The 14,783-nt window shown below is 69.1% G+C and carries 12 protein-coding genes and 2 pseudogenes; 2 read left to right on the top strand and 12 right to left on the bottom strand.

Annotated elements, in window-relative coordinates; translation table 11 throughout:
* The first annotated feature begins 101 nt into the window (after positions 1–101).
* Positions 102–2,411, top strand: a complete 2,310-nt coding sequence (gene purL / locus E3N94_RS04555) for a phosphoribosylformylglycinamidine synthase subunit PurL (RefSeq protein WP_134569889.1) — start codon at positions 102–104, stop codon at positions 2,409–2,411.
* A 185-nt stretch (positions 2,412–2,596) separates the two neighbouring features.
* Positions 2,597–3,550 carry a hypothetical protein gene (locus E3N94_RS04550; RefSeq protein ID WP_134569888.1) on the top strand — a complete coding sequence of 318 codons (954 nt, stop codon included), beginning with the start codon at positions 2,597–2,599 and terminating at the stop codon, positions 3,548–3,550.
* A 114-nt stretch (positions 3,551–3,664) separates the two neighbouring features.
* Here E3N94_RS04550 and E3N94_RS04545 read toward each other — a convergent pair whose 3' ends face one another.
* From E3N94_RS04545 to E3N94_RS16930, 12 genes and pseudogenes are all read right to left on the bottom strand, one after another.
* The gene (locus E3N94_RS04545) at positions 3,665–4,618 is read right to left on the bottom strand and encodes an SDR family NAD(P)-dependent oxidoreductase (RefSeq protein ID WP_104099433.1); all 954 of its coding nucleotides are present in this window, start codon (positions 4,616–4,618) and stop codon (positions 3,665–3,667) included.
* A gap of 107 nt (positions 4,619–4,725) precedes the next feature.
* Positions 4,726–5,046: pseudogene (locus E3N94_RS04540) on the bottom strand (chorismate mutase); the annotation flags it as partial.
* Positions 5,047–5,257: 211 nt separating this feature from the next.
* A complete protein-coding gene (locus tag E3N94_RS04535; RefSeq protein ID WP_347232591.1) occupies positions 5,258–6,322 on the bottom strand; it encodes a DMT family transporter in 1,065 nt (354 codons plus the stop codon).
* A gap of 163 nt (positions 6,323–6,485) precedes the next feature.
* On the bottom strand, positions 6,486–7,145 hold the full coding sequence (locus E3N94_RS04530) for a GNAT family protein (protein ID WP_233191139.1): 660 nt from the start codon (positions 7,143–7,145) through the stop codon (positions 6,486–6,488).
* Between the two features lie 227 nt (positions 7,146–7,372).
* A complete protein-coding gene (locus E3N94_RS04525; RefSeq protein WP_104099431.1) occupies positions 7,373–8,659 on the bottom strand; it encodes an adenylosuccinate synthase in 1,287 nt (428 codons plus the stop codon).
* Complete coding sequence (locus tag E3N94_RS04520; protein WP_233191138.1) at positions 8,660–9,154, bottom strand: DUF3151 domain-containing protein; 495 nt, start codon at positions 9,152–9,154, stop codon at positions 8,660–8,662.
* Positions 9,155–9,162: 8 nt separating this feature from the next.
* Positions 9,163–9,756, bottom strand: a complete 594-nt coding sequence (locus E3N94_RS04515; protein ID WP_104099429.1) for a TetR/AcrR family transcriptional regulator — start codon at positions 9,754–9,756, stop codon at positions 9,163–9,165.
* Positions 9,757–9,832: 76 nt separating this feature from the next.
* Positions 9,833–11,923 carry a YhgE/Pip domain-containing protein gene (locus E3N94_RS04510; protein WP_104099428.1) on the bottom strand — a complete coding sequence of 697 codons (2,091 nt, stop codon included), beginning with the start codon at positions 11,921–11,923 and terminating at the stop codon, positions 9,833–9,835.
* Positions 11,924–12,634 (bottom strand): ATP-binding cassette domain-containing protein, encoded by a 711-nt coding sequence (locus E3N94_RS04505; RefSeq protein ID WP_134416535.1) that lies wholly within the window; start codon positions 12,632–12,634, stop codon positions 11,924–11,926.
* A gap of 142 nt (positions 12,635–12,776) precedes the next feature.
* Positions 12,777–14,012, bottom strand: coding sequence for a hypothetical protein (locus E3N94_RS04500; RefSeq protein ID WP_104099426.1), 1,236 nt, complete (start codon positions 14,010–14,012; stop codon positions 12,777–12,779).
* 111 nt (positions 14,013–14,123) lie between these two features.
* Positions 14,124–14,492 (bottom strand): DUF4440 domain-containing protein, encoded by a 369-nt coding sequence (locus E3N94_RS04495; protein WP_134569887.1) that lies wholly within the window; start codon positions 14,490–14,492, stop codon positions 14,124–14,126.
* Positions 14,493–14,576: 84 nt separating this feature from the next.
* A pseudogene (locus E3N94_RS16930) lies at positions 14,577–14,783 on the bottom strand (hypothetical protein); the annotation flags it as partial.

Below are 14,783 nucleotides of genomic sequence, written 5' to 3'. Positions count from 1 at the left end.
CTGCCAGGCTATAGCCGGGCGGCCTCGGAACCGGCGCTGGAGCGGCGCGGCGGGTAGACTCGCCAGGTCAAGCATCCGTTATCTCTGGGAGAACGCCACTCGTGACCGCTGTTACCACCACACCCTCCCGCGGCATTGCCGACACCGTTGCAAACGCGATTGCGACGCCCGAGAAAGAGCAGCCGTTCGACGCGCTGGGGCTGATCCCGGGCGAGTACGCCGAGATCCGACAGATCCTCGGCCGCCGCCCCACGAGCGGCGAGCTCGCGATGTACTCGGTGATGTGGAGCGAGCACTGCTCCTACAAGAGTTCGAAGAAATACCTGCGCTCGTTCGGCGAGAAGGTCTCCCCCGCCATGAAGAAGAACCTCATGGTCGGCATGGGCGAGAATGCCGGTGTGCTGGATGTCGGCGAGGGCTGGGCGGTCACGTTCAAGATCGAGTCGCACAACCACCCCTCCTACATCGAGCCGTTCCAGGGTGCCGCGACCGGCGTCGGCGGCATCGTGCGCGACATCATCTCGATGGGCGCCCGCCCCGTCGCCGTGATGGACGCCCTCCGTTTCGGACGTCTCGACGACCCCGACACCGCCCGCGTCGTGCACGGCGTCGTGTCCGGCATCTCCTTCTACGGCAACTGCCTCGGCCTGCCCAACATCGGCGGCGAGACCTGGTTCGACAAGGTCTACCAGGGCAACCCGCTCGTCAACGCGCTCTCCGTGGGAGTGTTGCGCCACGAGGACCTGCACCTCGCCAACGCCACCGGCACCGGCAACCAGGTGGTGCTCTTCGGAGCCCGCACCGGCGGCGACGGCATCGGCGGGGCATCCATTCTCGCCTCGGACACCTTCTCCGAAGGCGGCCCCACCAAACGCCCCGCCGTGCAGGTCGGCGACCCGTTCGCCGAGAAGGTGCTGATCGAGTGCTGCCTCGAGCTCTACCGCGAGAAGCTCGTCGAGGGCATCCAGGACCTGGGCGCCGCAGGCATCTCCTGCGCCACCAGCGAGCTCGCCTCCAACGGCGACGGCGGCATGTTCATCGAGCTCGACAAGGTGCTGCTGCGCGACCCCACCCTGACGGCCGAAGAGATCCTGATGAGCGAGAGCCAGGAACGCATGATGGCCGTCGTCACCCCGGAGAAGCTCGCCGGTTTCCTCGCCATCACCGCCAAATGGGATGTCGAGACCAGCGTGCTCGGCGAGGTCACCGACTCCGGCCGGCTCATCATCGACTGGCACGGCGAGGAGATCGTCAACGTGGACCCGCGCACCGTCGCGGTCGACGGGCCGGTCTACGACCGCCCGGTCGCCTACCCCACCTGGCTCGACGCGCTGCAGGCCGACAGCGCCTCCGCGCTGCCCCGCCCGACCTCACCCGAGGTGCTGCGCGAGCAGTTCCTGGCCTTGCTCGGCTCGCCGAACCTGGCCGACCCGAGCTGGATCACCGACCAGTACGACCGCTACGTGATGGGCAACACGGCCCTCTCGTTCCCCGACGACGCGGGCATGATCCGGATCGACGAGGAGTCGGGCCTCGGCTTCGTCATCGCCACCGATGCGAACGGCCGTTATTGCCAGCTTGACCCGTACCGCGGCGCGCAGCTCGCTCTGGCCGAGGCCTACCGCAACGTGGCCGTGACCGGCGCGGTGCCGGTCGGCATCAGCGACTGCCTCAACTTCGGTTCGCCGGAGAACCCCGAGGTGATGTGGCAGTTCGCCCAGACCGTCGACGGTCTAGCCGACGGATGCCTGGCGCTCGAGATCCCGGTCACCGGTGGCAACGTGTCGTTCTACAACCAGACCGGCGACCAGCCGATCCACCCGACCCCTGTGGTCGCCGTGCTCGGCGTGATCGACGACGTCGCCCGCCGCGTGCCCAGCGGCTGGCAGGACGACGGCCACAACATCTACCTGCTCGGCGTGACCCGCGAGGAACTGGACGGCTCGGCCTGGGCCGAAGTCATCCACGACCACCTGGGCGGGCTGCCGCCCGTCGTCGACCTGGCCGGCGAAGCCGCCCTGGCGGGGCTGCTGCACGCGGCGTCGATCGAGGCGCTCATCGACAGCGCCCACGATCTCAGCTCGGGCGGGCTGGCGCAGACGCTGGCCGAAGCGGTGCTTCGGTTCGGGGTCGGAGCCCGCGTGTGGCTCGGCGACATCTGCGAGCGCGACGGGATCGACGCATCCGTCGCCCTGTTCTCGGAGTCGGCCGGGCGCGTGATCGTATCGGTTCCTCGGGAAGACGACGTGAAGTTCCTCGGCCTCTGCGAGGGGCGAGGCTACCCGGTGCTGCGCATCGGCGTGACGGACTCGACCTCGGCGAGCCTGGAGATCCAGGACCACTTCACGGTGTCGCTCGCCGACTTGCAGACGCGTCACCGCAGCACCCTCCCCTCCCGTTTCGCGCAGTAGGGGTTCCTCCTCCGCCCGTTCTCCCGCGCCCCTCCGACCGACCGACCCCGTTTCGCCCCTGCGTGCGACCAATCGGCCGCCATCGCCGGGATCAAAGTGGCACTTTCCGCGCACGCGCGAGCGCCTGCGGTCGGCGCCTGTGGATAGAGCACCGTGCGAATCGCAGCGGGTGGCATCATCGTGCGATGAGACCGCCTTCTGAGCTGCCGGCCGAGCTCGGTGATGGGCCGTTTTCCGTCGCCGACGCTCGACAGCGGGGAGTCAATTCCGGGCGACTGCGGCGCAGCGACCTCGCGCGGCCCTTCCACGGCGTGCGGGCGCCTGTGGGGCGCGGCCCGTCACCGGCCCCCATCAGCGACGCGGACAGGTGGGCACGGATCCGTGCAGCAGCGCGCACCCGGGCCTATGACTACGCGGTGCGGATGCCGTCAGATCAGTTCTTCAGCCACGCGACGGCCGCGCTTCTCCACGGGCTGCCTCTCCCCAAGCGACTCCTCGAGCGGTCAATCGTGGATGTAGGCACAGGCATTCGGACCCGGCGCCGCCGGGGCAAGGGCGTGCGCGGACATCTGATTCCGCTGGACCGGGTGCGCGTCGTTTCGGTGGGACACCTCGCCGTCGCTTCAGCGGTCGACGCGTGGGTCCAGCTGTCGACGGTCCTCACCCTCGATGAGTTGATCATCATTGGCGACTCCCTCGTGCGCCGCCAGCGGCCTGCGGCCACGATGGCGGAACTTCACCTGGCCGTTGCGCGGCACGCGGGCTTGCCCGGTGCCTGTCGTCTCCGCGAGGCCCTCGCCCTGGTCCGTCCGCGCACCGATTCTGCAAAGGAAACAGTGCTGCGACTTCTCATCGTGCGGGCAGGCCTGCCGGAGCCGGAAGTGAACCTGACCCTCGTCAATCGATACGGCGCCTTCATGGCCTTGGGTGATCTCGCCTACCTGCGCTACAAAGTCCTGATCGAGTATGACGGCGGCCAGCACCGCGAAGACGAACGACAGTTTCACCGCGACATCGACCGGCTGGACGAGCCCATGGAAGAAGGGTGGCGGGTCATCCGTGTCAACAAATCCCACTCTCCCCATGCGGTCATCGCCCGAATTCGCACCGCCCTTCTCGATCGCGGTTGGATCCCCTAAATCCCACCTCCAGCCCCACACCCTCTCCAGGGGTCGCGTGCGCTAGAAACGCCGCCATTCCCCGTCGTATGGCGGCATTTTGAGCGCACGCGGGGCCGTGCAGCGGGGCGCCCGCTAGATCGAGAAGGGGGCGCCGAGGTGGAGCTCCGAGCGTGACCAGAGCGACTCTGCGACCGCGGGGTCGAGCGAGGTGCGCGTGGGCTCCTGCAGCGTCGGCAGGCCGCGCGTGAGGTAGCGAGGGCCGTAGTAGTCGCCGCCACGGGCGTCCGGGTCGACGGCCGCACTCACCGTGGGCCAGGCCCCGGCGTCCTTACCCTGAGCACCGAAGGACTGCAGGGTGTCGGCGAATCGGCTCGCACGCGACGGCTGATTGACCCCGCGGATGCCCGGCGTCAGACCCGAAATCGAGTAACCGGGGTGTGCCACGAGGCTTTGCACCCCGTCAGTGCCGCCGGCTCCGGCCGCCCGCAGCCGTCGATCGAGCTCGAAGCCGAACACCTGCATGGCGATCTTCGACTGCGCGTAGGCCTTCCACCGGTTGTAGCCGGACTCCAACTGCAGGTCGAGCAGCGGCGAGTCCAGCAGCCGCGAAATCATCGACCCGAGCGCGACGACCCGGCTGCCGGGCGTGCGCCGCAGAGCCGGCAGCACCCGCGCGGTGAGCGCGAAATGGCCGAGGTAGTTGGTCGCGAAGACCAGTTCGTGCCCGTCGGGGCTCAGCTCGCGCGTGCGCGGCGGGTGCACGATGCCCGCGTTCAGGATCAGCCCATCGATCCGCGGCAGCTCCAGCAGCGCGTCCGCGGCACGGTGTACCTGGGTGAGGTCGCTCAGGTCCAGCGGTATCGCCGACACGGATGCCCCGGGCACCCGGGCGTGGATGGCCGCGACCGCGGCTTCCGTCTTCGCGAGATTGCGGCAGGCCAGCACGACGTGGGCGCCCGCGGCGGCGAGTTGCTCGGTGGTGAAGTAGCCGAGGCCGGCGTTGGCGCCGGTGACGACGAAGGTCTTCCCGAACTGGGCCGGAAGGGCGCGCGACGCCCCGGGGAGCGCGGAGGTCTGAGAAGTCATGAGGTGGCCGGCGACGTGGTGGCGGAAGAATCGGGGCTGGTGCCCACGACCGGCCGTGCGACATCCGTTCGTGCCCCCGCAGCTCGCGGCGCGGACCCGTTCGCCGACTCGGTGCCGGCGATCTTCTCGTGGTGGTGGATGACCTCGGCGATGATGAAGTTCAGGAACTTCTCGGCGAAGGCCGGGTCGAGCCGAGCCTCCTCGGCCAGTCCGCGCAGTCGCTGGATCTGCAGCAGCTCCCGCTCGGGGTCGGCGGGGGGCAGGCCGTGCGCGGCCTTGAGCCGTCCGACCTGCTGGGTGAACTTGAACCTTTCCGCCAGCAAGTGGATCAGCGCGGCGTCGATGTTGTCGATACTCTGACGGATGCTGCCCAGTTCGTCGATCGCTTCCTGCCCCGCGCCGGCGGGCAATTCCTCGTGTGCAGCCATGGTTCGACGATACCGTTTCGCGCGCGGTGACCGCACGACCGGCACTGCCCGCCGTCTTCGATGGAGGCCGCGGGCTACCACCCGGAAGCGGTCACCCGCTCCAACGCATTCCACGCCCGCTCCGCCGAGGTCGACAGTTCCGGTCGACTTCGCCCGGCGCGCGAGTCGATCTCGACCGGAAGTGTCGATTCCGGCGCCATACCGGTCGCCATTAACTCCGTGACCACTGCAGCGGCGCGGGCGACTCCGCCGACCCGGACGACCCGGACGACCCAGACGACTCGGACGACCCAGACGACTCCGCCGACCGGGCCGCCCTCACCGGCCGCGCCGACCGCCGCGCCGACCCCGCCCGCCCAGGCAAGCGCAGCCGCCGCTGGGTCAGCAGGATGCCGAGCAGCACCAGCGCCGCCCCGGCCGGCTCGTGCCACGAGAAGGTCTCCGAGAGCACGAGCACCCCCAGCAGCACCCCGACGACGGGTGTGACATACGTCACCGTCGACGCGTTCGTCGGTCCCCAGGCGCGCAGCACGTTGATGTGCCAGATGTAGGCCACGCCAGTGCCGAGCGCGCCGAGAGTGAGCAGTCCGGCCACGATCGGCACGGTCAGTGCCACCGGATGCGCCGCCACCACCGGGGTGGCCACAAGCATGATCGCCCCGGCGATGCCGATGTTCAAGAACGCGAAAGTCGCGGGGGCGATCGGCCGGCCGCTCAGGAACCGGCGGGTGTAGCCGAACGTGAAGCCGTAGCAGACCGCCGCGCCCAGGCAGGCCAGCTGGCCCCAGAGGTCGCCGGTCAGGGCCGCGTAGCGCCACGGCGCGATGATCACGACCACGCCGGCGATGCCCACGAGGATGCCTGCCACCTGCCCGCGCGCGAGCCGCTCCACCCGGAACGCGAGCGTCGCCATCACCGCGGTCATGATCGGCGTCACGGCGTTGTAGATGCTGGCCAGACTCGACGACACGTACTGCTCCGCCCACGCGAACAGAAGGTGCGGCACGACGCATCCGGTGATCGCGATCACCAGGAAATGCAGCCAGACCATCTTCTCGCGCGGCAGCACCGGCCCATTGGCCACACGCGGACGGCTGGTCAGCACGATCAGGCCGAGCGTGAAACCGCCGAGCACCAGCCGCGACCACGCCACTTGGCCGAACGTGACCCCCTCGAGGGCCACTTTCATGAACAGGAAACTGGATCCCCAGACCACACCCATGCCCAGGAACTGCAGGGTGACCCGGGTTCGTCCGGCGGCGGGAACGTCTCTCACCTGCCGACTGTACCGCGCCCCGCCGACACTCCGCACGGACGCGCTCGACCGCGGCCCGCTGCACACGCCGGAGCACGCCGGAACGCGCCGGAACGCGCCGGAACGCGCCGGAACGCGCCGAAGCGCGCCGGAGCACGCAAACGGGCATCCGGCGGTGCCGCCGTCAGGCCACTTCTCTCGTCTCGAGCGGCCGCACCCGGTACTGAACCGAAGGCGCGCCGTACCCGTCGAGCCGCGCCCGCAGCCCGGCCCGCACCCGAGGCCACTCGCTGTCGAGGATCGAGTAGATCACGGTGTCCCGCCAGCTGCCGTCGGCCCGCCGCCGCTCCCGGCGGATAATCCCCTCATACGTGGCCCCGATGCCCGCGATAGCCGCGCAGGACCGCACGTTCATCACATCCGCCTGGATCTTCACCCGCCCGAACCCATGGTCGAAGGCCAGCCCGAGCAGTAGTAGCTTCGTCTCCGCGTTGACGGCGGTGCCCCAGACCCGCGGATCGTAAGCGGTCCAGCCCACGTGGGCCGACTCGTGTTGCAGGTGCAGGTCGCCCAGCGTGGACATGCCCACGAGGTCACCGGCGTGCGGGCCGCCGGCCAAGCGCACCGCATAGGGCAGTCCCGCCCAGTGAACGTAGGCATCCGCCCAGTCGGTGAACTCGGCCGGGTCCGTGCGGAGCCCGCCCGGGCCACCGCCAAAACCGCCGTCGAAAACCATTGGATGCGCGATCGCGCCGTGCAGCTCGGACAGCAGCGCACGGGTGAGAGGTTCGAGCCGCACATAGTGGCCCACGATGGCGATGCTCTGAGGTCGTTCGGCAGTCATGCCGACACTGTGGCAGCGCCAGGTTGCCACCGAATGAACGGCAGCGGTCAGGTCGGCGCGAACGAATTCGACGGAGATTTTGGCGAAACCGGATGCCGCGGGCCGGTTTTCGCCCTCCAGCAGCAAAATCTCCGTCGAATTCGTCAGGGCACCGAGCGGAGGCCTTCAGCACCGCCCGCAGCCCGCCGTTGACAGCCCGTGGCCCGCGGCCCACAGCCGCGCTTGCCTCAGTCGACGAGATCGTGGCGCGAGATGATCTCCTCGCGGCCAGGACCGACGCCGATCGCCGAGATGCGGGCGCCGCTCATCTTCTCGATCGCGAGCACGTAGGCCTGCGCGTTCCGCGGCAAGTCCTCGAAGGTGCGGGCGCCGGTGATGTCATCGGTCCAGCCGGGGAAGTCCTCGAAGATGGGCTTTGCGTGATGGAAGTCGGACTGCGACACGGGCACCTCGTCGAAGCGCACGCCGTCGACGCTGTACGCGACGCAGACGGGAATCGTGTCCAGGCCGGTCAGCACGTCGAGCTTGGTCAGCACGAAGTCGGTCACCCCGTTGATGCGGGCCGTATAGCGGGCGACGGGCGCGTCGTACCAGCCGCAGCGGCGCGGGCGCCCCGTGGTGGTGCCGAACTCGAAACCGTTGGCGCGCAGGAACTCGCCCGACTCGTCGAACAGTTCGGTCGGGAACGGGCCGGCGCCGACGCGGGTCGTGTACGCCTTGACGACGGCGATGATCCGGTCGATCCGGTTCGGGCCGATGCCCGAGCCGGTCACGGCGCCGCCGGAGGTCGCGTTCGAGGAGGTGACAAACGGGTAGGTGCCGTGGTCGACATCCAGCATCGTGGCCTGGCCGCCCTCGAAGAGCACGGTCTTTCCGGCGGTGAGGGCCTCGTGCAGCAGCAGGGCGGTGTCGGCGACCATCGGGCGCAGACGCTCGGCGTAGCTGAGCAGGTCCTGGACAATTTCGTCGACCGTGATCGCGCGACGGTTGTAGACCTTGACCAGCAGGTGGTTCTTCTGGGCCAGGGCACCCTCGACCTTCTGGCGCAGGATGTTCTCGTCGAACAGGTCCTGCACGCGGATGCCGACGCGGTTGATCTTGTCGGCGTAGGTCGGGCCGATGCCACGGCCGGTGGTACCGATCTGGCGCTTGCCGAGGAAACGCTCGGTGACCTTGTCGACCGTGCGGTGGTACTGGGTGATGATGTGAGCGTTGGCGCTCACCTTGAGTCCGGACACGTCCACGCCGCGGGAGATCAGCGCGTCAAGTTCTTCGAAGAGCACCTCAATGTCGACGACCACGCCGTTGGCGATGATCGGCGTGACACCGGCGGTGAGGATGCCTGACGGCAGCAGGTGCAGCGCGTACTTCTCGGTGCCGATGACCACGGTGTGGCCGGCGTTGTTTCCCCCGTTGAATTTGACCACGTAGTCAACCCGGCTGCCGAGGAGGTCGGTGGCCTTGCCCTTGCCCTCGTCGCCCCACTGGGCTCCGATCAGAACGATCGCTGGCATTTAGTTTTCTCCTCGGATAAAGAACGCCTCGGTGGGCGGGGCCGGGTCGGTGGCCCGGTAGCCGTCCGGTGTGCTGGTCTCCTGATCAAGGCGGCTGATCACCGTGGGATCGGCGCCATTCAGGAAGGTGGTGAGACGGTCGAACTCGTTCTGTTCATTGATCTCGCCCGCGGCCCGGCGCAGCGCATAGAGCGCCCGCAGGAATCCGCGATTGGGTTCGTGGGTCCAGCGCACCGGGCCCTGGCCGTGCCAGCCTGCCTTGCGGAGCGCGTCGAGGCCGCGGTGGTAGCCCACGCGCGCATAGGCATAGGACTCCAGGGTTCGACCCTCGAGGTACGTGGCGTCGGCCAGCACGGCCCACGCCAGGGAGGACGTCGGATGGGCCTCCACCACGCCGGAAATACTGCCGCTATCGGCTCGGCGGAGCGCCTCGATCACCTCCGGTTCCGCGGGAAGAAGGGTCTCGGGCTGCTCAATCAAATTGTCGCCGGTCACACTCGATCCTAACAAGGCCCGGACCGCTCCTCGCCGAACAGGCCACCGGAGAGGGAACCGAGGATGGCCGCGGCGACCTCGTCCCGCGGCCGGTCCGGTTCGAAAACGAGCCATTCCAGGCCCGCCATCAGCACGGCACCGAACACGCTCGACGCCATCAGACCGCAGGTCGCGTCGGCACGGCTGCCCGGCTTCGCCTCCGCGATCGCGTCGGCGAACACGGCGAGGGCCTCGTGCCGTAGCGCAAAGAGCGTCTTTTGCCAGGTGCGGTCGGTGCGGAAGATCTCCGCCGCCATCAGCTTGGACAGTGCTGTGTTCGCCGCGATCCGGTCGAGCAGCGCGCGCACCAGCGCCTCGAGGGCCGCGCTGCCGTGCAGGCCGGCCGACGCGGCGCGGAGGGTTTCGGCGAGCGCGCCGACCCCCTCCTGCAGCAGTTTCTCAAACAGTTTGTCTTTGGAGCTGAAGTTGTAATACAGGCTGCCCTTGGCCACCCCGGCCCGCTCGGCGACCTCATCCATCGTGGTGCCGCTGATGCCCCTGGTCGCGGCCAGCTCCAGCGTGGCGTCGAGGATGGCGCGTTTCGTTCCGGTGGCGCGTGCCATTGGAGTTCCTTTCCACGGGCAGGTTCGGTGCCGGCAGGTTCGGTGCCGGCAGGTTCGGTTCGGTGCCGGGGCCGCGCTAGATGGTCAGTTCGGGGTGCAGCCGGCCCACGGTCCAGATCCTCTGGCGGCCGGCGCTCCAGGCGCTGATCGCGATCGAGCCGACCAGCATCACGGCGAGGACGGCAACCGAAACCCACAGTCTAGAGTCGATGCCTCCGGTGATCAGTTCGCGCAGCCCGGTCACGACGTACGACGCCGGCATGAACGGATGCAGCACCTGGAAGAACACGGGCGTGGTCTCCACCGGATAGGTGCCGCCCGACGAACTCAGCTGCAGCATGAGCAGCACGAGGCTGACCACACGGCCGGCCGCGGTGCCGAGCAGGATGATGAACATCTGCTGCAGAGCCAGGAAGGCGAGCGTCGTCAGGTAGAGGAACGCGCTCATCCCGAACCAGTGTTCGGGCTGCAGGCCGATGCCGTAGACCAGCACGAGCACCATGATCACGACCTGGGCGAGCCCGATGGCCATCGCCGGCAGGAAGCCGGTCATGGTCGAGCGCAGCCCGGAGGCGGCGCTGGCGAGGGCCCGGGTTGGCAGAGCCCGCAGGATCAGCCAGGTGATCAGCCCGCCGACGAAGGTGGCCAGGGCCAGGAAGAAGGGTGCGAACCCCTCGCCGAAACTGTCGGAGGCGTTCTCCCACTTCTGCACGAGCGTGACCGGGCTGGCGATTACGGCCGTCTTCTTTGCAATCTGGTCCGCGGTGAGGTCGGGCGCACTTTGCCCGCCCGTGGTGAGGGAGTCGGCGAGGGTGCCGCTGCCGGCGGCGAGTTCGGCGGCGCCGGTGTTCAGGCTCACGCCGCCGTCGACGAGCTGCCGGGTGCCGTCGGACAGTGACCCCGTGCCCTCGCCCAGCAGCTCGCTGCCGGCGAGTACGGAGTCCGCCCCGGAGGCCGCGGTGGCGGCCCCCTCGGCCAGGGAGGCCGCGCCGGCCGAGAGTTGCCCGGCACCGGTGGCCACCTGGGCGGCGCCGGAAGCCCCGGCGATCAGCTTGCCGGAGAGTTCCCCGGCTCCGGTGGAGAACTGGTCGCTGAGCCCGGCATAGGTCTGGGTCTGGGTGAGCGCGCCTTGGGCACCCGCGTTCACGGCGCCGGCGCCGGCGTCGAGGTGCTCCACGGCCGGCAGGAACGCCGACGCGGGGGTGCCTTCCGGTGCCGCCTGTATCTGCAGGAGCAGGTCGTGCAGTCCGGTCGACACCGAGGCGGTGCCGCCGGCCAGCGTGCCGGTTCCCGCGGCGATCTGGTCGGCGCCGTCGGCGAGCTGCACCGATTTCTCGGAGAGGGTCGCGGCACCCGTGGCGGCGGCCTGCATCCCCTCGGACACCTGCACGGTGCCGTCGGAGAGGGTCACCGAGGAGCCGGCGAGCGCCCGGGCGCCGTCGGACAGCGTGTCCAGTCCGGTCGCCAGGGTGCCGGCGCCGTCGGTGAGGCGCGCAACGCCGTCGTCGAGGGTGAGCGCTCCCTCGGCAAGGGCATCGAGGCCGACCAGGAGGGAGCCGGTCCCGGCCGACGCTGTGGTGAGCCCGTCGAACAGCCGGCCGGCGCCACCCGCTGCCGAACGGATGCCGTCACCGGCCTCGTTCACCCCCACCAGGAGCGCATTGACGGTCTGGTCGCCGATCTCGGTGGCGACCGCGTCCCGCAGTTGAACCATGGCCTGCTTGCCCATGGTCGTGGCGAGAAAACTGTTGCTGTCGTTGTAGTCGACCTGCACGGTGGCCGAAAGCGGGGTGTCGGTGCCGGCGGAGACGGCGCTGGCCGAGAAGTCGCTCGGGATGGTGACCGAGAAGTAGTAGTCGCCGTCCCTGACGCCCGCGGCGGCATCCGCCCCGTTCGTCACGGTCCAGCCGAGCTCGTGGCCGTCGACCAGCTCGTCAACCAGGTCCTGGCCGGCGGTGACCGGTTCGCCGTCCCGGCTGGCGCCGGCGTCTCCGTTGACGAGCGCCACGGGGAGGTGGTCGAGTTCGTGGTCGGGCGCCCAGAAGGCCCAGAGGTAGAGCGCCCCGTAAATGAGCGGGATGAACATAAGCACGACGAGGGCGATCTTGGGCATCTTGCCCTTGCCGAAGCGGTGCAGTTCGGTGCCGGAGGAGAGGAAGGCGAACATTCAGCGGGTCTCCTGATTCAATGGGAGGGCCGAGGTCATCCCGGCCTTGGTCATCACGACAACGGCCGGGTCGATGCCGAGCTCGGCCCACATCTCGGTTTCGGGCGCGGTCGCGGACGCGATCACGCTGGTTCCGGCGGCGGCGACACAGGCGAGGCGCTGCCAGAGGATGCGCCGGGACTCCGGTGCGTGCACCTGCTCGACCTGGTCGAAGAAGAGGATGCTCGGCTCGTTCATGACCGCGAGCGCGGCCCTCAGCAGCACGGTCTGCACCTCATTGAGGTCCCAGATCACGGTGTCGGCAGCCGGAATCGGCACGCCGCCGAACACGGGGGCGCAGACGCGGCGCACCTCGGTGTCGTCGACCGAGCGGATGAACGCCCACCAGGGGGAGATCCAGGCCGTGCGCTCACGGATTGCGGCGCCGACGGTGACCGATTCCTCGAGGGTGTCGATGTCGTGGAAGCCGGAGATGCCGGTGCGCTTCTGCACCCGGCGGGCCCGGCGGGGCAGCTCGTGGCCAAGCACCTCGAGGGTTCCCTCGCTCGGCTTCATGCGACCGGCCAGGGTCAGCATCAGGCTGGTGCGGCCGCTGCCGGTGGGGCCGCAGAGCACGGTGAGGCCGGTACCGGCCTCAAAGCTCAGGGGCCCGTAAACCGAGCCCCGCTTGAATCGCAGGGCCAGGTCGTGCGCCCTCACTGTCGACTGCACGTCGATCCTCTCGTTTGTACTGACTAGTCAGTATAGAACAAGGGATCGACGTGCCGCGTGCCACGGCTCAGGCCGGCGCGCCCCGGGTGCCGCCCGGACGGTGACGTGGCCTTCGCCACGTTGAACGCCGTTCTGGCCGCGGCTAAGACTCCGGAGTACCGGATGCTGCGCGACGACGCGGGAATGTCACCGCGTCGCCGCGGCTGGGAAGCTTCGCGAGCTCGGCCTCCGCGGGGGTGGGAGCTTCGGCCGGGGCCGGGAGGGTCGACCAGCGCAGCAGAGCGGCGGCGCTCGTCTCCGCCGGAAGCTCCCCGGGAGACACCACCATCACCCGCGCATCCGTCAGCATCGCCGCCCGGATCAGCGCGTCGGCGGCCGGCACCGAGCCGAGCTCACTTGCGCCGAGGGCATCGGCCGAGGTGGCTGCCAGCCACGGCTCGCGGTCGAGGGCGATCAGAGTCGTCCCCGCCATCCGGTCCGGGGCCAGCATCAGCACATCGACCTGGCCCTGCTGCAGGGCCCGCACCACGGCCGCGAAGTCGAGCTCGGAGAGGCCGCTGCCCTGTCCCGTCCCCAGCCGCTCGAGGGCGTCGTGCTCCTCCTGCGCGAGAATCGCCGCGAGGTGGCGATTGAGGTCACCTTCGAGTTCCTCCTGCGTGGCACCATCCGGGCGGGTGTTCGTGGCAACGACGTGCAGCACCTCGCGGCTGGCGGGAGAGAGCTGGTCGACGAGCAACTGGCGGGCACGCACGTCGCCGGTGAGCACGAGCAGCTCGGCCTTACTGTCCCGCACGACCTCGTCGATCGCGGCAGCGATCTGGCCCTCGTTGCGCTTCCACACCTCCTCGGTGCGGTGCTGATAGCGCCCGTTCGCAAGGAAGTCGTCTTCGGAACCCACCTTCGTGAGAAACTCCGTGTCGCCCTCCACCTTCACCTTGGAAACCGGGTGCGAGCGGCTGAGCCGGTAGAGGGTGACCTCGCCGCCGTCGCGCCCGGCCTCGGCCACCACGTACCTGAGGTCCCGTGGGCGGTGGATCAGCAGGGGGATCAGAGCGGGCACCGGCCCGTAGGAGACCAGCAACTCGCCGAGCGGCTCCCCCGAGAGCACCTCGTTGAATTCGACCACGCCCTGCCGCACGAACATCAGCCTGCCTATCGAACCGCCCACGCCCGGCGGCTCCTCAATCAGCTCGATGATGGTGCTGATGTCGATCTCCGGGGCACCGGCATCGGTCAGCGCTTCCCGCAGGGTGCGCTGGCGCAGGGAAGAGGTTCGCCGGGGGTTCTGCGCATCCTGGGTCACGTCAACGTAGGCACTCGACACCGAACCGGATCGACGGTATAAGTCCGCGAGCCCCTCATTACCGAAATCAGCCATTGCGGAGTCCTTTCTGTGGCAGTTTATTAACCACGGTATCCCCGGGTTCCGGCGTTCACAACCCTGCCGGACGGTCCGCAGCGGAGCGGAAAAGCTGCCCCTCTCCGGTCGTTACAGGGCGGTCTGCTGGTGCGTCGCGACGCACCAGCCGCCGTCGGCGAATACGTAGGTCGTGGCCGCGTTCGCCTCGATCACCTCGTCGCCGCGGTGGGCCAGGAGCCGGTAGACGAGCACCCCGGCGTGTTCGTTCTGGCGCACCACGGCCGGCTCGCGGAGCTCGTAGCTCGTGATGGCGGGCATCTCCTTGAAGAAGGCGATCGCTTCGTTGCGGGTGACGATCCTGCCCGGCAGGATCAGCAGTCCGTCCGCGGTCATCGTTCGCCGGTAATAGTCTCCGCCGCGGCCGGCGAGAATCGCCTGCCACCCTTCGTGCTCTTCGTGAAGGAGGCGGGCGGGCAGATCGTCAGTGATCGCAGTCATGACCCAACGCTAGCCCCTCAAAGCACCGACTGAGCCTCTGGGAGCGGGACTGAGTTCTGGATCTGCGGCCGGGCGAGCCGCCCGTCAGTACCGCGCCGGGTCGAGCTCGGGATCGGGCTCGGGCTCGGACTCAGCCGCAGGCGTGCGCGGTTCCGGTGCGGGTCTCGGCACAGGCGACGCCGAGCGGATGACCGTGGCCGGCTCACTCACGAACGTGCGCCCGGTCGGCGACGTCCACTCAAGCGTGCCGTCACCGAGGTGCAACACCCGCCACCCGGTCTCGCTCTTCAA

The sequence above is a fragment of the Cryobacterium sp. Sr3 genome, from assembly GCF_004402835.1.
Taxonomy (GTDB): domain Bacteria; phylum Actinomycetota; class Actinomycetes; order Actinomycetales; family Microbacteriaceae; genus Cryobacterium; species Cryobacterium sandaracinum.
This window is presented reverse-complemented; position numbering and strand designations above follow the sequence as displayed.